Raw genomic sequence first — 19297 nt, 5'->3', positions numbered from 1 at the left:
TTAAAAGTTAAATTTAACTTTTTCAACAATTTTTTCAAGTTTTTGTCTGTCTATCAAATCGAAGGGTCTGTTTTCGGCGAAAGCCATCGCATCGCGCGAAAACCCTGAAGAAGTTATAATATGCGCAGTTACCACGCCCTGCTTTTTCATTTCCTCATGTACCGAACGCAAAAACTGCTCCGTTATGGTTTCGCTTTCCCGCGAAAAAATCATAAGCTGCGGTTTTTTCCGCGTATTAAGCCATTGTTCCGAGCCTTTTTCCACAGCTAAAATACTGCAACCTATTTTAATTTCTTTTACCGCCTGTACGGGATAATCGAAATATTGCTCGGTTATACATCGGCACATTTGAAAAAATTCATCTTTTACCAAAGTTAAATATTCTTTCATTCTGTCGTTCGTACGTAAGTCCGAATATTCCGTCAGCTTTTGAGCCACATCTTTAAATTTCGGTTTTACGGCCGAAATGGCTTCCCATTCTTCTATCGCCTTATCGAAATCACGCTGTTTTTCATAACACTCGGCTAAAAGATAGCGCGAGTACAAAACCTCGGGAGAAGAGGTCTGTTTTGAAGATTTTATAGCCCGGGTAAATTCAAAAATGGCCTTTTCCGTACTGGCCGTTTCCATATAGCAGCACCCCCGCTCCAAAAAGCACTTTGTCCTTATTTCCTGCTTGCGGGCAGCTTTTTCAAAAGCCGCCAAAGCGTGAGCATAATCCTTTTTCCCGCGTAAAATCTTTCCCTGATAATAAAGAGTGTCGCTGTTTTCAGGATCTAGCTTAAGTGCTGTGGCAATAGCCTTTTCCGCTTCGGGAAATTGTTTTGCTTTAAAAAGCAAAAGCCCCATTGAAGCATAGGCTTCTGCAAAACGGGAATCTATTTCTATCGTTTTTTGAAAATACATAAGGGCCTGATCCGACATATTTTTATTTTCATAAAGCTGCCCCGCTTTAAAATAATACTTGGGGTTTTTAGGGTCTTTTTTATTTAACAGAATATACTCATTTAAAGCCTCATCAGGCTGCTGGAATTTTAAATATAAATCTGCTATACTGTCCCTGAATTCAATTTCGGTAGCGGGATTATTAAACACGGCCGTTTTATTAAGTGTTTTGAATTCCATAAAAGCAAGTTCAGGCTTTTTATCTGCAAGATACGCCTTTCCCAAAAGATAGCGGGCTTCCGAATCTCTGGGGTTCTTTGCGATAATAGACTTAGCTCCTTTTATTGCAGATGAATATTTTCCGCTTTTAAGATCCTTTTGAATTTTGAAAATCTTTTTCGGAGACAAAATAGATTTTAAAACAAACAGCATAAGAAAAAACACTATACTGCCGAGAATAATTGTAAGTATAATTACTGTTGACATATCTATATGGTATAATTTTTAGGAGGGAATGTCAAATATGAAAGCTCATTTTTATTGCTTAAATATGAAAAAAACGGCGTTTTTTCGTTTTTTTGTGCTTTTTTTCGTTCGTTTACTGTATTGATTACTTTACGGAAGGTAAAAAATTATTAGCGGACGATAAGCCCGAACAGGCGGCTGCCGCCCTCTTTGCTGCCAGCAAAGAACCGGGAACTCCGCCTTCAGTTTATCTATATCTGGGAGTTGCCTATTTCCGTTGCGGAAAATACACGGAAGCTCTTTCATACCTTTCTATGGGGAGAAAAAGCGATTCGGTAAACTCCTATCTTTACTCATACAATATAGGAAATATTTATTTCCTGCAAAGCCGCTACGATGCTGCGGAACAGGCTTATAACGATTCCATTGCGGCAAACGGTATTTACTCCCCCTCCTTTTTAAACAGGGCAAACGCAAGAATCAAACTGGATAAACACGAGGGTGCTTTACAAGATTATAAAATTTATTTAAACTTGGAACACAATACCGTTCAGCGTCCGTCAATTCAAAAAATGATAGCACTTTTGGAAAGTGCAAAAGAAGAAGCTTTAAAAGCCCAAGCCCTTGCCGAAGCTAAAAAAGCTGCGGAAGAGGCGGAACGCCGTGCTGCTGAAGAACGGTACAGACAATTGATGAATGAAGTAAATTCAAACCTTTCATCGGTAGACGATGCAAATGCGGTTTCCGCAGGAGCGGAAAACACTATAAATTATTCGGAGGAAAACGAACTTGACTGATTTTCAGAAATTTTTAATAGGAATTTTGAGCGGTGTGTTACTGGCCCTGCTTATAATAGGTGGAATTTTTTTATTCAGTTCAAAAAAACAAAACAATGCAAACTACGCTTATGAACTCGATTCCGAAACCAAAGCAAAAATTGAAGCCGAAAAAGAAGAACTTGCCCGCCTTGAAGAAAAAAGAGCGAAAATAGATGCGGAACTGGAAGCGGCAAAAAAAGAAAGAGAAAGCGAATTAGCCCTTTTGGAAGCCGAACGCTTAAAACAAGCCGAAGAAGTAAATAAAAGCTTGGACGCGGGGAAAGGCAATATTTCAGCCAAAGAAAAAGAAGAAGAAGCCGCTGCCGAAAAAAAGAGAAAGGTCGAAGAAGCATTAAAACGGACGGAAGAAGCGCGTAAAAAACACGAGGCTCTTATACAAGAACAAAAAGCTCTTGCGGAAGCCGAATCAAAGAAAAAGGCCGACATTACAAAACGGCAAAAAGAAGCTGAAGAAAAAGCAAAACGCGATGCCGAAGAAAAAGAACGCAAAAAAACGGAAGAAGAGCGTTTAGCCAAAGAAAAAAAAGAGCGTGAAAACGCCGAAAAAAAACGCAAAGAGGAAGCAGCTCTTGCCGAAGCTAAAAGAAAAGAAGAGGCAGCCATAGCAAAGGCTAGAGAAGAGGCGGATAAAAAACGGCTTGAAGAACAAAAACAAAAAGATGCTGCGGAACAAACCGCTCGAAAAAAAGCCTCATTACAGGAAATTTCCCGTTTAGTTGAAGTAGGAAAAAACGCCCTTAAAAACAAAGACCTTAATGGTGCGAAAACAGCCTTTTCCCAAGCGGACGCCCAAATGCCTAAAGACGATTCCAAATTTGCAGCAAACGGATACTACCAAATGGCCGAAGCGATGCATGAATATGCAACCTACGAGCCGGAACCCGCAAATTCAGCCTCAGCCTTGCAGGAAGCCGACTCCTACATAAAAAAATCGGTAAACGAAGACGGGCAAATTGCAAAAAGCCATTACAAATACTCCCAAATTGCAGACACTCAAAAACAGGAACAAGCCGCCCTTGTGGAACTGGAAAAAGCCCAAGCGCTGGACCCGAACAACTATTTATACAACTACGAACTGGGTAAAAAATACTATGCGCGCGGACAATACCAAAAAGCGAAAAACGCATTTTTACAAAGTACAAAATCAAATCCGAACTTTGAATCCGCCTTTTACAACCTCGGCCTTACATGCAAAAAACTCGGAAGCGAAAACGAAGCTTATTCCGCATTTTCCGCAACCGTAAAACTAAAAGAAGACCACGTAAAGGCCCTTATAGAACTTGCCCGTATAAGCAAACAGCAAAGAAAATTCTCACAAGCTGTGGAATACTATAAAAAAACCGTTTCTTACGAGCCTGCAAACCTTTCAGCCTTACGAGAAATGGCTCAAGTATATGCGGAACTCGGACAGTACCAAAACGCCGAAAGACACTTTAAAGAAGCTCTAACCCTTGGAGAAAACGAAGCTATAACCTACTACAACCTTGCCACAGTACAGGTAGAATTGGGAAAAAATACGGATGCCCTTGCTAATGCGGAAAAAGCTTATAATATGAAAAGTCGGGACGCACGCATTTTATACACATACGGCCTTGCCCTTGAAAAAAACGGAAAAAAGAAGAAGCGAAACAATCATACCTAAACGCCGTTGAAGCGAACAAAGCCTATGCAAAACCCTATATCAACTTAGGCAGAATGTATTTGGACGGTGATAACTTAAGCGAAGCCGAACCGTATCTTGCCGAAGCCTATAAACTGGAACCGCGCAACTTTGAAGTAAACACCAACTTGGGAAAACTGTACGGACTTAAAAACGATTTTAATAAATCGATAACGCACTATTCAGAAGCTGTAAAAGCCCAGCCCAGAAATATCACGGCAAAACAAAACTTGGCGGCAGCCTATATTTCCGCAAACTTAAAAGAAAACGCCGCGGACGTATACACACAAATTATAAAAATAGACTCGGCAAATTGGGACAGCTACTACGAATTGGGTAAACTGTATGTAAGTCTTGATAAAAAAGCGGACGCAAAATTAATACTGGAAACCCTTTTAACCAAAAATCCCAACTATAAAAAAGCCGAAGAGATACAAGGAATTCTTTCCTCTCTATAAACCTAAATACTCATAAGATTACATAAAATGCCTGAATTATTAAAAAACGGGCACCCCGTAACGGGATTCAGGCAGGTAAAAACTTCATTGAGACTGCTCGAGCCGCTCGAATAAGACTGCTCGAGCCGCTTAAAATAAACAACCTTCTTTTTCTTCAAATGTATTGATAAATTTAAAAATTTCATCGTTATTGCAAACGATACCGTTTCGGCTGCAAATTTTAAAAAACAGATTGGAAAGTCTTGTATTGTCGGGAGAGTTTACTATATAAGAGGAGCCGTAAAGTTTTATATATTTTTCTTTTATGCCGGGAAAACTCTTATCAAGATTTTTATAAAAGTATTCACGGTTTCCTTCCCTTAATGTAAGCCCTATACCGAAAAAAATAATTCCGAAGACTCCGGCTTTGATACAATAATCCAATATACCCGTAATATTTTCTTCCGTGTCGTTTATAAAGGGTAAAATCGGTGTAAACCAAACAACCGTAGGAATCCCCTCTTCTTTTAAAATATTAAGCACTTCAAATCTGCGTTTTGTAGTGCATACATTAGGTTCAATTATTTTACACAAAGCTTCGTCATAGGTTGTAAGGGTCATTTGTACTACACATTTTGTTTTTTTATTTATTTTTTTTAAAAGGTCCAAGTCCCTTAAGATTAAGTCGGATTTCGTTAAAACGGAAATACCGAAACCGTAATCGTAAATCAGCTGTAAACACGAGCGCATAATATTTAAATCTTTTTCCGAGTTAAGGTACGGGTCGCTCATACTTCCCGTGCCTATCATACAGCTTTTTTTCTTTTTTTTAATGGCTTCTTTTAACAGTTCCGTTGCATTTACTTTTATTTCAATATCTTCAAAATCGTGCCTCATGTTGTAACATAGGCTGCGCGAATCGCAATAAATACAGCCGTGCGTACAGCCGCGGAATATATTCATTCCGTTTTTTCCGATAAGATTAATTTATAAACTTTATTGTGCATTTAAAAAGTATGTTATGATATTTTGGTCGTGCAATCTTAAATCGGTAAAGCTCAGTTCAATAAGCTGATTATTGGATTTAACCTTGCATGAAGGGACAATAACGTTATTTTCTATTTTTAAAGAACACTGATTTAAAATTTCCCCTTCTTTTAATTCTGCGGTATTTGCAGGCATATCGGGTAAAAAGGAGAGTCCCGTTTTTGTAAGGTTTTTTACGGTCCCAGTTATAATCACTTCGGTCACGGGATTAGTAAATAAGAATTGTACTTGTTCCGCAAGGCCGTCATTATCCGTGCCGCTTTTTGAGGCATAGCCGTAACGTGCAAAAATCTTTTTTAATTCCGTAAATATACACGAAAAATTACCGTCCCGTATTTCGATAATTCCCTGAACGCCTATTTTTATAGCCTTATCTGCATCGGATTCTACAAAGTTGTTACTCGTTAAAAGAATTATTATTATTTTTTCTTTAGCGGTATCCCACCGGATATATTGAGTAATTACCTTCCAGTGACGCGGAAAATCAATGGCGTTTATAATTACGGCATCTGGTAAAATTTCTTCCATGTTATCGAGAGCTTTTACCGGAGAACGGTAATGGATTAACTCAAAACTGTTTTTTCTAAAAATAGGCTTCAGCTTTTCGCCTAAATCGACAGCTTCGGAAACTAACATTGCTTTCATTTTGTATCCTTATTCGGTTCCTAAATTTTCCACTACATAATCGTAAACCGTCCAAACACCGTCACGCGAAGCTAAAAAGTAGGTAAAGCGTTTTTTTTCTTTAAAGTTGCGATATTCAAACCATTCTATAACCTTAACTTCCGCCAAGGTTTCCGTATAGCCCGTATGTTCTATTTTAAAATCTACAGGGATAACGGCAATTTCTTTATCCACTCTTTCTTGGCTAAGCTCCCGTTTATATATTTCAATCATATTCATTCTTCCCGATTCCGATTCCATTTTAAATCGTTTATTTCTTGAAGGATCTCGCGTTATCATTTTTTCCAAATCGAGGTAAAGAAAAAATTGTTCCCAAAGGGATTTTTGCCGGGCAGTTAAAATATAAGTTACAACCTGATCGGGCGGAATTTGTTTTGCTTGAAGAATATCTCCCGTTGTCTGCGATACGGGGAGGCTTCCTAAAGCTGCCGCAGAGGGAGCGGGTTTTATTTCCAAGCTGAGCCTGTTTGAATTGATATGTTCCTCGGAATTATCCGAATAACGTTTTAGTTCCGGAAAAAAACTTCCGCTTAAAAGAAAAATCCCGGGTTCGGTAATTTCGATGTAATCTTTTAAGTTTTCAATAAACGAATAAGTTTCTCCCGGTTCTATACTTATTTCTCTAAAATATATTTGGCGGTTTGTGTTTCTTTTTTTAAGCCAAGTTTCTGTATGTTTTAATTGGCGGTTTTTAGTATTCGTTACGGAAAAATCCATACTAAAGGATCTGTCGTCTGCAAGTTTAAAGCGAAAAGTCTCTGCATTGTTATTTGTAATGGAAACTTGAAGAAAAATCGGTTCTGCGGCATTTTCACCGGGATAATAAACTCTTCTATCATAAAAGCGTATTGAAACCTCCGTTCTCGATTGCATTGCCGGCAATTCCGTTTGCGCAAAAATAATCAGTGCTTGCGTAATAAAAAAAAGTGCCGTAATAATTTTTTTCACTTTAAATTACCTCCGTAGAAAAAAGCCTACATTTCCATTATCGGCATAACTGGAAAAATCTTAAACTATGTATAAAAATTTCATTGTTTTCTTCCAATATTTTTACGGCCAAAGAGACCTGTCAGTGTAAAGGAAGTAAAAATTTCAGCACCTCTTTTCGTTTCTTCTTGACAAGAAAAAGATTTAATTATATTCTGTTTACAATAATTGTTTAAAATACCTATCGGAGAAAAAGAAATGACCGAACATACTCTTGAAGTTTTACAGTTTTCGCGTATATGCGGTATAATTGCCTCTTATTGCGTAACCGATGAAGGAAAAAACACATGTTTAAATAAAAAACCGTACACGGATATTAAGCAAATTGAAAAAGAAAAAAAATACGGAAACGATTTTCTTGCTCTCCTTAATTCTTATAATGCTCCTCCCGTAAAATACCGTCCGCCCGTTCTTCCGTTTTTAAACGGAATTGAAGTTGAAGGAGCGGCTCTCGATATTGAAGGAGTTTACTCGGTAGGACTTTTAGCAAAGGCCGTTTGCGAACTTCACGAATGGCTTAATCCTTTTTTGCAAAATGAAGAATATGCTTTAAACTCGATTGTAAGTTTTATAAAGGCTATACCTAAAATGTTTGAATTAAAAAACCTGATTTTTGCGTTTATAGATGAAAACGGAGAAATACAGGATTTACCTTCCCTGCGCTCAATTAAAAATAAAATCGCTTCAATAGAAACCGATATTGAAAAAACAATGCGGAATTTTTTTACCGATGAATATACACGTTCAATGCTTCAATCAAACTTACCTACCGTAAAAGACGGAAGACAGGTTATAGCGGTGCGCTCCAATTTTAAGGGAAGAATACCGGGTATAATTCACGAGTATTCCCAATCGGGACAAACTTTTTATCTTGAACCTGAAACGGTGGTTTTAAAAAATAATAATTTACTTGCAGCCCATGCCGAATACGAGCGCGAGCTTTTACGGCTTTTAACTGAGCTTACTGCAAAAATTGCAAATCATCTTAAAATAATAAAAAAAAGCTGCGAAGCTATTATCGAACTTGATTGTTTTTCCGCAGCTGCAAGATGGGCACGCTCTCAATCCTGCGTTTTTGCATTACCTCCGGCCGAACTTTTATGCGGAAGTTCAATGTATAATTTAAATAATCACGGGACTCCTTCTTTTTATTTACATCAGGCAAGGCACCCGCTTTTGGGAAAAAATGCGGTACCCATCGATTTAAAACTTTTAAAAGAAGATAAGGTGCTTATTATAACGGGCCCCAATACGGGCGGTAAAACCGTCAGTTTAAAAACAGCCGCCCTGTTTGCTTTAATCAATCAAACCGGCTGGCCTGTCCCGGCAGGGCCGCAAACAAGACTTCCTTACTTTGATTTTATTGCCTGCGATATAGGCGATGAACAATCCCTTGACCAATCCCTTTCCACGTTTTCGGCACATATGAAAAACGTAGCGGAAATTATACAAAGGGCATCGGAAAAAAGTTTAGTCGTTTTAGATGAACTCGGAAGCGGTACCGACCCTCAAGAGGGCTGCGCAATAGCCATGGCCGTGCTTGACGCCTTAATCGAAAAAAAAATCCTTTGTGTTCGTAACCACTCATCACGGCGCATTAAAAAATTACGGTTATTCAAACCCCTCCTGCGTAAACGCCTCGGTGGAATTTAACGAAAAAACCCTAAGTCCGACGTATAAAATATTGATGGGGGTTCCGGGGGAAAGCCATGCGGTCGATATTGCAAAACGGAACGGATTGCCGGAAACAATAGTCGAAAAAGCCCGCTTTTATTTGGGAAATAACCGTGCCGATGTTTCCGATTTAATTAAGGGACTTATAAGAAAACACGAAGATTTAAACGAGTTCGAAACTCAAAAAAAAGAAGAAGAGCGCCGTTTGCGCGAAGACAGAAGAAAATCCGATTTAAAAGAATTACGGTTAAAGCAAAAAGAACTTGAACTTAGAAAAGACGGAATAAAAAAACTGGACATTTTTTTTGAAGAAAAGCGGAAGGCGTTGGAAAACTTGGTACGCGAAATACGGGAAGGTGAACTTACACGGGAAAAAACTTTAAACGTAAAAAATTGGATAGAAGATTTTAAAGAAAGTCTTCAAAGCGAACACGAAGCTATAAAAACGGAACAGGAAAAAATAGAGGAAGAGAGCCGTTTTTCCTCCGCCGAAAAACAGGAAAATAAAAACAATCAAAGTCAATCTTTGCAATTGCAACGTGGAATAAAGGTTTATATAAAAAGTTATAAACGCTCAGGCGAAATTATCCGTGAAGAAAAAAAAGGTAAATGGCTTGTTGCAATGGATAACTTAAAAATTACCGTTCCTGAAAACGATATCGAAATATCGGAAAAACAGACGGACTTAAAACTTTCAAAACCCGTTATAACCCTTATTTCCGACTCGGATAGTAAACCGACTATGCCCTCTCTTGAACTGCGCCTTTTGGGAATGCGCGGAGAAGAAGCGCAAAAAGCCTTGCAACTGCAAATGGATACGGCCCTGGTACACGGAGTTACGGAATTTGCAATTATACACGGAAAAGGAGACGGCATCTTACAGCACATAACGCACAATTTTTTAAAAAGCAATAATTATGTAAAAAATTTCCGTTTTGCAAAACCTGAAGAAGGCGGAAGCGGAAAAACGATTGTAAATTTGGAGTAATAAATGGTTATTTTAATTACCGGCGGCTCGCGAAGCGGTAAATCCACTTATGCCGAAAAACTTTTAAAAAATGAAAACAATGCGGTTTACATTGCAACGGCTTCAATTACCGATGAAGAAATGAAAGAGCGAATACAAAAGCACCGTCTTCGCAGAAATTGTAAGTGGCGCACTTACGAGGATTACCGTAATTTACAAAATGCAATAGGCAATGAAAAATTCTATCTTTTGGATTGTGTTACGAATTTAATCTCGCGGATTCTTTTCGACGGCACAAACGGAAAAGAGAAAATTACCGCAAGCGATACGCAAAATACAATAGATACATCTTTAAATGAATTAAATTCGCTTATCGAAGCAATAAAAAAAATAACGGAACTCTCATAATCGTAACGAATGAAGTAGGCTCAAGCCTTGTACCTATGAATCCTCTTTCAAGAAGCTTTTCCGATGCTCAAGGAACGGTAAATGCGGCCCTTGCGGAAATTGCCGATAAGGTTTTTTTTGACGGTATGCGGAATTCCAGTACAAATAAAAGGAGAAACAAAATGAAAGGTTTTATTTTAGCTTTACAATTTTTTACCCGGATTCCGATTCCGGTAAATATCGAATTTACCGAAAGCAATTTAAAAAAAGCTTTTTTCTTTTTACCCCTTATAGGAGCAGTTATCGAGGCGGTCGCTTTGATTCCGATTTATTTTATATCGAATACATATCTTGAAGAGGCGGCAGGACTTTCGCTTATCCTGTATTTATTTTTAACGGGAGGCTTACATATTGACGGTTTAGCCGACACCTTGGACGGCTTTCTTTCAGCACACAAACGAAAAGAAAAAATTTTAGAAATTATGAGCGACCCTAGAATAGGAAGTTTCGGTACAACCGGAATTTCCTTTGCCGTTTTATCTCGCTATATTGCTTATGCAGGTGTTATGCCTCATGGAGGTATTTTAATTTTAGCGGGAATTATTTCGAGGCTTGCGGGAGTGGGTATGGCGGTTTTTGTAAAACCTGCAAAAGAAACCGGCTTAGGCATCTTATTTCATAAATCGGCTTCAAAAATAAGTTTTTTCTTTTGGCTTATTGCCGTCTGTATTCTCTGTTTATTTACTCCTGAAATTTCTTCGTTTTCATTAAAATACCTTAATTTTACGCTTGCGGAATTTTCATACAGAATGAAATATTTACTTTTTCCGCTAATTGCATTTTTTCTTACCTTTATCATTGCAAAAATTGCATATAAAAAAATAGACGGCACTACGGGAGATGTAAACGGCTGCGCAGTTGAATTAACGGAACTTGCAATTTTATTCTCGATAATTTTTATTCAACCAGTAAATTAAGGACTTTAAACTTTGAAAATAATTTTAATAAGACACGGAATAACAATTACAAACAAGACTAAAGTTTACAGTTTAGACGATTCTCCGTTGGCGGAAGAGGCCTACCCCGCCCTTGACGTTTTAAAAAGTAAATTGGCTTATTACGAATTTAAAAAAGTTTATTCAAGCCCGTTTAAAAGAGCCTTGCAAACGGCTGAGTATTTAGGCTTAAAAAATATCCGAACCGATAAAAGACTTCAAGAATATAACTTCGGTATTTTTAAGGGCTTAACCTTTGCGGAAGCCGAAAAAAAATATCCTTCCGAAGTAAAAAACTGGATAGAACACAACGACGAATTTCCTCCTCCTCAAGGAGAAACTTCGCTTGAACACTTTACCCGTGTTTCCAGTTTTTTGGAAGAAGCGGCCGCAAAAGATGAAGACTGCATAGCGGTAACTCATTACGGTACAATTACTATGGCCTTGGCATGGGCTTTGGATAATTTCCGGCTTAGAAATAAATTCGCTCCTAAAAATTCCTCGCTTACGGTTTTACAAATTAAAGCGGGAAATAAAACTGTAGAGGCTTTTAATGAATAAAACCCGCCTTTAAATTTTTTAAAAGCGGGTCTTGTATAAGGTGTTCCAATTAAAATAAACGCAATCTCTTAAAAGACTCCCCTAGCCTCTTACCCTTTTAACGGCTTCTTTAAGAGTCAACTCTTCTTCTTTTCTTTCCGCCAGGTTTTTCAATCTTATTTTAAAAGAATCTTCATCAAGATTTACGGGCAATGTAAGCCCCTCCGGAATAAATATACCCCACTTAATATCTTTTTTTTCCGCATAAGTGTATTGATGGTTTATTTTTTTCGGCTCGGGATATACTTCCGCATTTATTCCGCAAGCTTCAAAAAAAGCTGCCGTTTTATAGCTTAAAGCAAAGTCGGTTCCAGTATCGGAAAATATCAGCACATCCGTAAAACTTCCTCGAAAGTTATTTTCTCCCAGCTGTTCAAGAGCGGCTATAAGCCTGTCCAAACCTATAGAAGCTCCGGCACCGCTTACGGATTCTTTCATATAAAGCCCGGTTAAATTATCGTATCGCCCTCCCGAACAAACGGACCCTATCGAAGGCAACTTCGTTAAAAAAGTTTCGTAAACCACGCCCGTATAATAATCAAGACCGCGCGTAATTGAGGGGTCGAAAACGACATAATCCTGAATACCTACGGCACAAATAAAAGAATATATATCTCTCATTCTCTCGGAATCTTCCGCCTTTCCGCCGGCAAGAGTTTCTACATGAGAAAGCACGGTTTTAAAATCGGCCGTTTTTATATCGGTTGTTCCGCCTGAAACGTAATCAAATATTTTTTCCGCATTTTCTGCTGAAGTTAATTCGGTTAAAAGTTTAAGCACTTCATCTTTTCCGATTTTTGCAAGTTTATCTACAATGCGTAAAATTTCTTCGCTTCTATCTTGAACATTAAGAGCTTTTAAAAAACGATTAAAAATACCGCGGTGAGAAACGTGAATTTTAAAATCCGATACGTTAAGTTCATTTAATGCCTTTTTTATTAAATGTATAATTTCAAAATCGGAAGCGGCGGTATCCGAGCCTATGACATCGAAATCACATTGCATAAATTCCCGATAGCGTCCGGCTTGAGGCTTTTCCCCGCGCCAAACCTTTCCTATGTGGTAGCGCTTAAAAGGAAAATAAATTTCCGAACGGTGTTCAGCAATAAACCTTGCAAGAGGAACCGTTAAATCAAACCGCATTGAAACATCTCGTCCCCCGTTATCGTTAAAACGGAAAACCTGCTTTTCCGTTTCGCCTCCGCTTTTCCGTAACAGAATTTCGGAGTACTCCAAAGCGGGGGTATCAATGGGAACAAAGCCCGAACTGCGGAAAGCTCTTACAAGTTTTTCCGAAAGCAAGGCCCTCCGTATTTCGGCATCGGGAAGAAAATCGCGGAATCCTTTTAAAATTTTAGGCTGTATCAAATTACTCATAGCTTAAGTTTACTATATTTATAAGCCTTAGACAAGAGAGTAAAATTATTGGAAACTTATGCTATTGCCGATTTTATCTTTTTATACTATACTTACATTTGAATTACAGGAGGGATAAATGAATCCGTTACAAAACACAGAACCTAAAAACGTTTTTAATTGGTTTTATGAAATTTCGCAAATTCCGAGGGGCTCGGGCAACGAAAAAGCGATAAGCGATTTTCTTGTAAAATTTGCAAAAGAAAGAAATCTTGAAGTTTATCAAGATACCGCTATGAATGTAATTATTAAAAAAAACGGAACAAAGGGCTTTGAAAATTCGCCGGCCGTAATCCTTCAAGGCCACATGGATATGGTTTGCGAAAAAGAAACAAGTTCAAATCACGATTTTTTAAAAGACCCTATTAAATTCGTCATTAAAGGCGATATGCTTTATGCGGACAAAACCACATTAGGCGGCGATGACGGAATTGCCGTAGCTTATGCGCTTGCAATTCTCGACTCAAAAGATATTCCTCACCCGCCTTTGGAGGTTTTAATTACAACGGAAGAAGAAACGGGAATGGGAGGGGCTATGGCCGTAACGGGCGAGCACTTCTCGGCAAAAAGACTTTTAAATATAGATTCCGAAGAAGAAGGTGTTTTTTTGGTAAGCTGCGCCGGAGGAGCAAATCTTCATATTTCCTTTAAAATTGAAACCGAAAAAGTAAAAGGAACCGCCGTTAAAATTTCCGTTACGAATTTATTGGGCGGACACTCAGGTATAGAAATTAAAAATCAGCGCGCCAATGCAATAAAAATTTTGGGAAGAATTTTATCTCAAATTAAAAAAACGGAAAAAATAAATATAATCGAAATTGAAGGCGGCTCCAAACATAATGCAATTGCAAAAGAATCTTATGCGGTAGTTGCCTCGGAAAATGCGGAAAGCGTTTTAAAAATAATAGAAACCGTTACCGCAGACTTAAAAGCGGAATACAGGACAGCCGATAAACTTTTAACGGTTACAGCTTGTAAAACTCAAACCGAAAAAAACGTTATGTTTACAAAACAACTTTCCGATAACCTTATCGATTTTATGATGATAGTTCCTGACGGAGTGCGCTACAGAAGTTTGGATATTCCAGGCTTGGTTCAAACAAGTTTAAATAACGGTATTTTAAAAGAAAAAAACGGCAAACTCGAATTTACCGTTTCGGTAAGAAGCAGCGTAAAAAGCGCGCTTGATGAAACTTGCGAAATTATCCGTATTCAAGCCGAGCGTACAAATGCCGAATTCGAAAAGGTTTCGGAATATCCCGCATGGGAATACAATCCCGATTCTCCCATACGGGATAAGGCAATTGCAGCTTATAAAAAAATTACCGGAAGCGAACCTAAAATAAACGCCATTCACGCAGGATTGGAATGCGGGCTTTTGGGTAAGGCAATTAAAGGCGTTGACGCAATCAGTTTCGGGCCTAACCTTTACGATGTTCACACGCCGAACGAACACATGGATATTCCCTCTGTAGAACGCACTTGGAAATTCCTGTTAGCTTATTTAGAAGAATTAAAACAATAAGCCGTCGATAAAAATTAAAGCCGGTAATTCAGTTTCAGATTACCGGTTTTATACCTACGCTTTATTTACTTTAAATATTTATTTTAGGACATTATATGAAAAACAAAAAAATTAAGGCTTTTATATTGCTTACGGGCTTAAGTATTTTGTGTTTTGTTTCATGCAAAACAAAACAGCTGCCTCCTAAAAATATCCCCGTCATAGAAGAAACCGCATTTATTCAAGTTACGGATAAATCGCAAATGTCATACAGGGGCTTATCCTGTACGGTAACCTTTTCGGACGGAACAATCCGCGAATATAAAACGGATGATGAAGGAAAAATAACCGTAAAAGCAAACTCCGATTTAATAATCGTTAAAATAGTATACGATTTTACAGGCTATAAAAGAACCGGAGGAAAACTTTTGGCAAAGGAAGATTTTAAACTTGCAAAAAAAGTAAAAACAAAACTTAATTCAAAACTACAGGAATTTGAACTTAACTTTTCACCGTTTGCAGGTGCAAAAACTATTTTAATTTTAGATATTTTTTAAAAATTATTTAAACCGTCCGAACGGAAAATAAGATAATAACGGCTTATGAATAACGATGAAAAATTAAAACCTGAAATAATTGAAAATGCAAAACTGTATATAAAAAAAATATTTCAGGACGATTACAGCGGACACGATTTTTTTCACACAATGCGGGTATACAGAACGGCGGCTTACATTGCAAAAAGAGAAAACGCCGATATTTATATTGTAAAGTTGGCAGCCTTATTGCACGATGTCGATGATATAAAACTTTCGCCCGATACGCACGCCGATAAAAACAGAGCTCTTTTGTTTATGCAATCCAATAAGGTAAGCGTAAAAGTATGTAAATCCGTTTTATCGATTATCGGTCAAGTTTCATATACGGGAAAAGATTCGGTAATTCCGGACACTATCGAAGGAAAATGTGTACAAGATGCTGACAGGCTTGACGCTTTGGGGGCAATCGGAATAGCAAGAGCCTTTGCATACGGAGGAAGCCGTAACAGACAAATCTACAACCCGGAAATAAAACCTCGTATGAATATGGGCAAAAACGAATATCAACATCATATATCCACTACCGTCAATCATTTTTACGAAAAATTATTTTATCTTAAAGATATAGATGAATACCGATACGGCAAAACATATTGCACTGCAAAGAGAAAAATATATGAAAAATTTTATTTCCGAATTTTTAACCGAATGGAATATGGAAGATATTAAAAATTAATTCAAGGCAAGCCCGCCTTTTTTAAAGCGTCTTTTACAGCTTCTAAAAAAGCCCGGCTCGTAATAGTAGCCCCGCTTATTATATCCACATCAACGGAACCTGCATCGATAATCTTATCCGGTAAATAATCAAAAACGGTATCGCTGTAACCTGGCGTATCGGAATACTCAACTACGTCTATAGTTTTAATTTTATTATTTTCGATTTCAACTCTTACGCGAATATCGCCTAACAAGCCTTTTCCGATTCCTTCAAAAATACCGGAAACCGAGGCTTCACCGTTTTTACCTAAACACGAAACAAAAAACATTGCAATAAATAAAAAAAATAATTTTTTCATAACAGCATTACCTATACGCGAAACATATTTTATTAAAATATAAATAAATTGTAAAGCGGATAATACAACTACATTTTAAATTCTTCGCCCAAATAAATTTGACGTGCAATTTCGGAATTCAGAATATCGTCCCTGGAACCTTGCTCGACAATTTCGCCTTTACCTATTATATAAGCTCTGTCAGTTATCTCCAAAGTATCGCGGACATTATGGTCGGTTATTAAAATACCTATACCCTGCTTTGCCAAAAGACGTATAATAGTTTTTATATCGTGAACCGCAATCGGGTCAATCCCCGCAAAAGGCTCATCAAGAAGTAAAAATTTAGGTTCAATTGCAAGAGCCCGGGCAATCTCCGTTCTGCGTCTTTCGCCTCCCGAAAGCGTATATGCCTGTTGTTTTCTGTTTGCCGTTATTCCGAATTCATTTAAAAGAAATTCAAGTCTTTCTTTTTTTTGAACCTTATCCAAATCTTTACGAGTTTCCAAAATGGCATAAATATTTTGTTCTACAGTCAGCTTACGGAAAACCGAAGCCTCTTGAGGTAAATACGAAATACCTTCTCTGGCCCTTTTATACATGGGTAAATCGGTTATCTTTTTTCCGTTTAAATAAATATCTCCTGAATTGGGTTTATAAAAGCCGACAATCATATAAAACGAGGTCGTTTTACCGGCTCCGTTAGGCCCCAAAAGCCCTACTATTTCCCCCTGTTCCATAGAAAAACTTACATCGTGTACGGCGTGCTTTTTTCTAAAAAATTTATTTAAGCCCTCAACTTTCAGTATACTCTTATTTTCAATCATTTGTTTCTCCGCAAAAATCGGTACGGCTTATTTTTCCTGTCCGTCTTTTACCGGGTCTTCTTTTTCTTCTTTGCCGGATTCCGCACCGTCTGTCCGAACTTCGGAAGTTTCCGAAGAAGCGGCTTCTCCGCCGCCCGCATCATCTTTTTTTTCCCCGGTTTTTTCTTCAACCGAACCGCTCACTCTTCCGTCAAGCGAAATATCTTCAGTTTCCAAATTAACGGAAATTTTTGCCGCCTTAAACTCATCGCCGCCTTTTTTTACGGCAGGCCTTCCGGTCAGCTCCAACTTGGATTCGGTTCTGTTATATAATGCAAACATAGAATTACATTCTATATCTTTACGCAAAATTTTTATGTTAAACCGCATAATCATTATTTCATTTTTTTTCTTATATTCAACATTTTCGGCGGAAATTGTAACATCATTTTTGGTATCGTTAAGTTCTATCTTTCCGAACATTAAAACAATATCGGTCTTTCTGTCGAATTTGATAAAATCTGCCTTAAATGAATACCCGTTTTTTGAATCTTCACCCGAAACCGTACCTGTGGCGTTTACATAACGATAATCGGTACCGAAAATCTCTATGCTGTCCGCAGTTATTTTTAAGTTATCTACAGCTACAACGGCATTTCCTATAAGATTTGTAGTTTTTTTATTTTCGGAAACGGAAGCCTTTACGCTGTCGGCCGAAAAATTTATTTTGGAATTTTCGGAATTTAAACGGCAAAAGGAAAGTGTAAAAAGAAAAAACGGTAAAAATTTATTTAAAAATCGTTTCATCGGCATTCTCCTTATCTTCCGTTTTTTCCGAAGCCGTAAGTATATTTCCCGAAACTACGGAAGAAAACTCAAATTCACGTGAGACGGTATTCGCAATAAACCCCTCTCCGGTTATATCAAGTTCTTCGCCCTTTTTTACACTAACCCGCCCTTCTTTACTTCCGTACAAAACACCTGAAGTTTTATCCCAAAAAAAAGCCTCTCCCGAAATAGCCACCCCTTCTTTTATGTCCTCAAAAAAAACCTTGCCGCCTAAAAAATATTTTTCGTTTTTTTCATCGATTTTTATAATACCTGCAGAACCCTTATACCCGGAAAGTTTTTCGCGTTTTCCGTCCGATTTATTTTCTTCATCGGTTTTTGAATTTATTTTAACAAAGGTTATTTTTTCCCCCGCCCAAATTTTATCCGTATCATATATCTCAAGCTTATCGAAATTAATTTTTAAATTTAAAGAATTTTCTTCATATCTATCCAAATTCGAATTTTTAAACACAAAATTAGGCTTTTTTTCAAAAAATTCGGCCTCTTTACTATAGTTTAAAGTACAAGAAAATGATATAATACCGATAAAAGAGATTATAAAGATTTTTATAATTTTTCGTATATCCATTACCTGATTATACTATCTTTTTCAATCTTAGTCAAAACCTTAAGGTATTGAATAATTAGGTAAATTTATATATTATAAGTTTAGGAGAATTTCGTATGCCCGATTTTTTAACTGATGATGAATTTCGTATGTTCAGCGATTTAATTTATAATGCCAGCGGTATTACTTTTTCGGCGAGTAACCGTGCAATCCTGGAAAGCCGCTTAAAGGAAAAATTAAGGGCAAAACAGCTGGAAAAAGTTTCGGATTATTATAATCTCATTTTAAAAGATTCCGAAGAACAAAAAAATTTATTGGATTCGGTAACGACAAATTTAACACGTTTTTTCAGAAATCAACCGCATTTTGATGCCTTACAAAATTACGTAATTCCCGAACTCGTAAAAATAAAACGTGCGGCAGGAAAAAGTAAAATAAAAATATGGAGTGCAGGCTGTTCGACAGGGGAAGAACCGTATACTATTGCAATGATGATGAAAAAATATCTTCCTGCGGGTTTTACGGCGGAAATAATAGCGTCCGACCTATCTTTAAAATGCCTTTTGGTAGGAAAGACGGGTTTTTATCAGGAAGCCCGCATTGCGGGAGTTCCGGATGATTATCTTCACACTTATTTCGATAAATTAAATGACGGGTATCAAATTAAACCTGAAATTATGAAAATGATAAGTTTCGACTATCACAATTTAAAACATGAATCAAAGCAAAATGACTTCGATATAGTATTTTGCAGAAACGTTTTAATTTATTTCGATGAACCCGCACAAAAGGACGTTATCGATAAATTTTGGAAAGCGATGTCGCCAAAATCATTTTTGTTTATAGGTCATTCCGAATCTCTTTTCGGAATGAATACGAAATTCGAATTTTTAAAAACCGACTGGGCATGTTTTTATAAAAAAGATGTCTAAACTATAAAAAAAGAGGTAT

The 19297-nt window shown here is 37.4% G+C and carries 19 protein-coding genes and 1 pseudogene; 11 read left to right on the top strand and 9 right to left on the bottom strand.

The features are described from left to right. Entirely contained in the window at positions 1 to 1371 is a 1371-nt protein-coding gene (locus DYQ05_RS06950) for a tetratricopeptide repeat protein (protein WP_206183155.1), read from the bottom strand. 92 nt (positions 1372 to 1463) lie between these two features. Between DYQ05_RS06950 and DYQ05_RS06945 the strand changes: the two genes are divergently transcribed. Genes DYQ05_RS06945 through DYQ05_RS13770 form a run of 3 tightly spaced genes read left to right on the top strand, consistent with a single transcriptional unit; the run spans position 1464 to position 4307 of the window. Further along, positions 1464 to 2147: a tetratricopeptide repeat protein gene (locus DYQ05_RS06945; RefSeq protein ID WP_252723273.1), complete on the top strand. Its 684-nt coding sequence runs from the start codon at positions 1464 to 1466 to the stop codon at positions 2145 to 2147. After that, positions 2140 to 3831: a tetratricopeptide repeat protein gene (locus DYQ05_RS06940; protein ID WP_252723272.1), complete on the top strand. Its 1692-nt coding sequence runs from the start codon at positions 2140 to 2142 to the stop codon at positions 3829 to 3831. Before DYQ05_RS06945 ends, DYQ05_RS06940 begins: the two co-directional genes overlap by 8 nt. Positions 3832 to 3890: 59 nt before the next feature. Continuing rightward, a complete protein-coding gene (locus DYQ05_RS13770) occupies positions 3891 to 4307 on the top strand; it encodes a tetratricopeptide repeat protein (protein ID WP_252723271.1) in 417 nt (138 codons plus the stop codon). Between the two features lie 129 nt (positions 4308 to 4436). Here the strand turns inward: DYQ05_RS13770 and DYQ05_RS06935 are convergent, their stop codons facing one another. From DYQ05_RS06935 to DYQ05_RS06925, 3 genes are read right to left on the bottom strand one after another with little or no spacing between them, the layout of a single operon-like run. After that, positions 4437 to 5249, bottom strand: coding sequence for an SPL family radical SAM protein (locus DYQ05_RS06935; RefSeq protein ID WP_206183154.1), 813 nt, complete (start codon positions 5247 to 5249; stop codon positions 4437 to 4439). A gap of 33 nt (positions 5250 to 5282) precedes the next feature. Beyond that, on the bottom strand, positions 5283 to 5978 hold the full coding sequence (locus tag DYQ05_RS06930; protein ID WP_206183153.1) for a hypothetical protein: 696 nt from the start codon (positions 5976 to 5978) through the stop codon (positions 5283 to 5285). Between the two features lie 9 nt (positions 5979 to 5987). Next, positions 5988 to 6890: a hypothetical protein gene (locus DYQ05_RS06925; protein ID WP_425304538.1), complete on the bottom strand. Its 903-nt coding sequence runs from the start codon at positions 6888 to 6890 to the stop codon at positions 5988 to 5990. A gap of 312 nt (positions 6891 to 7202) precedes the next feature. Between DYQ05_RS06925 and DYQ05_RS14600 the strand changes: the two are divergent. From DYQ05_RS14600 to DYQ05_RS06905, 4 genes and pseudogenes are all read left to right on the top strand, one after another. Then, positions 7203 to 9666: pseudogene (locus DYQ05_RS14600) on the top strand (endonuclease MutS2). Between the two features lie 3 nt (positions 9667 to 9669). Next, on the top strand, positions 9670 to 10053 hold the full coding sequence (locus DYQ05_RS06915) for a bifunctional adenosylcobinamide kinase/adenosylcobinamide-phosphate guanylyltransferase (RefSeq protein ID WP_252723268.1): 384 nt from the start codon (positions 9670 to 9672) through the stop codon (positions 10051 to 10053). Then, the gene (gene cobS / locus DYQ05_RS06910; RefSeq protein ID WP_353934594.1) at positions 10005 to 11009 is read left to right on the top strand and encodes an adenosylcobinamide-GDP ribazoletransferase; all 1005 of its coding nucleotides are present in this window, start codon (positions 10005 to 10007) and stop codon (positions 11007 to 11009) included. The genes DYQ05_RS06915 and cobS overlap by 49 nt, the downstream gene beginning before the upstream one ends. 12 nt (positions 11010 to 11021) lie before the next feature. Then, the gene (locus DYQ05_RS06905; protein ID WP_020965277.1) at positions 11022 to 11588 is read left to right on the top strand and encodes a histidine phosphatase family protein; all 567 of its coding nucleotides are present in this window, start codon (positions 11022 to 11024) and stop codon (positions 11586 to 11588) included. A gap of 81 nt (positions 11589 to 11669) precedes the next feature. Here DYQ05_RS06905 and hisS read toward each other — a convergent pair whose 3' ends face one another. Then, the gene (gene hisS, locus DYQ05_RS06900; RefSeq protein WP_020965276.1) at positions 11670 to 13004 is read right to left on the bottom strand and encodes a histidine--tRNA ligase; all 1335 of its coding nucleotides are present in this window, start codon (positions 13002 to 13004) and stop codon (positions 11670 to 11672) included. Between the two features lie 118 nt (positions 13005 to 13122). On the opposite strand from hisS, the gene DYQ05_RS06895 reads away from it, so the two are divergent. The 3 genes from DYQ05_RS06895 (at position 13123) to DYQ05_RS06885 (ending at position 15815) form a co-directional block, all read left to right on the top strand. Continuing rightward, positions 13123 to 14568, top strand: a complete 1446-nt coding sequence (locus DYQ05_RS06895; RefSeq protein ID WP_206183150.1) for an aminoacyl-histidine dipeptidase — start codon at positions 13123 to 13125, stop codon at positions 14566 to 14568. Between the two features lie 95 nt (positions 14569 to 14663). Next, entirely contained in the window at positions 14664 to 15104 is a 441-nt protein-coding gene (locus DYQ05_RS06890; protein ID WP_024469963.1) for a hypothetical protein, read from the top strand. 45 nt (positions 15105 to 15149) lie between these two features. Then, entirely contained in the window at positions 15150 to 15815 is a 666-nt protein-coding gene (locus DYQ05_RS06885) for an HD domain-containing protein (protein ID WP_252723266.1), read from the top strand. 8 nt (positions 15816 to 15823) lie between these two features. On the opposite strand, the gene DYQ05_RS06880 is transcribed toward DYQ05_RS06885, so the two are convergent. From DYQ05_RS06880 to DYQ05_RS06865, 4 genes are all read right to left on the bottom strand, one after another. Further along, complete coding sequence (locus DYQ05_RS06880; protein WP_024467981.1) at positions 15824 to 16162, bottom strand: FMN-binding protein; 339 nt, start codon at positions 16160 to 16162, stop codon at positions 15824 to 15826. A 68-nt stretch (positions 16163 to 16230) separates the two neighbouring features. Next, entirely contained in the window at positions 16231 to 16968 is a 738-nt protein-coding gene (gene lptB, locus DYQ05_RS06875) for an LPS export ABC transporter ATP-binding protein (RefSeq protein WP_206183149.1), read from the bottom strand. Positions 16969 to 16995: 27 nt separating this feature from the next. Next, complete coding sequence (locus DYQ05_RS06870; protein WP_252723265.1) at positions 16996 to 17754, bottom strand: LptA/OstA family protein; 759 nt, start codon at positions 17752 to 17754, stop codon at positions 16996 to 16998. Next, entirely contained in the window at positions 17735 to 18367 is a 633-nt protein-coding gene (locus DYQ05_RS06865) for a hypothetical protein (protein WP_029410118.1), read from the bottom strand. Before DYQ05_RS06865 ends, DYQ05_RS06870 begins: the two co-directional genes overlap by 20 nt. A 95-nt stretch (positions 18368 to 18462) precedes the next feature. On the opposite strand from DYQ05_RS06865, the gene DYQ05_RS06860 reads away from it, so the two are divergent. Beyond that, on the top strand, positions 18463 to 19278 hold the full coding sequence (locus DYQ05_RS06860) for a CheR family methyltransferase (RefSeq protein ID WP_024470249.1): 816 nt from the start codon (positions 18463 to 18465) through the stop codon (positions 19276 to 19278). The last annotated feature ends 19 nt before the right edge of the window (positions 19279 to 19297 follow it).

The sequence above is a fragment of the Treponema pedis genome, assembly GCF_017161325.1.
Lineage (GTDB): Bacteria > Spirochaetota > Spirochaetia > Treponematales > Treponemataceae > Treponema_B > Treponema_B pedis.
The sequence above is the reverse complement of the archived record's forward strand: the minus strand, read 5'-3'. Positions and strand labels throughout refer to the sequence as shown.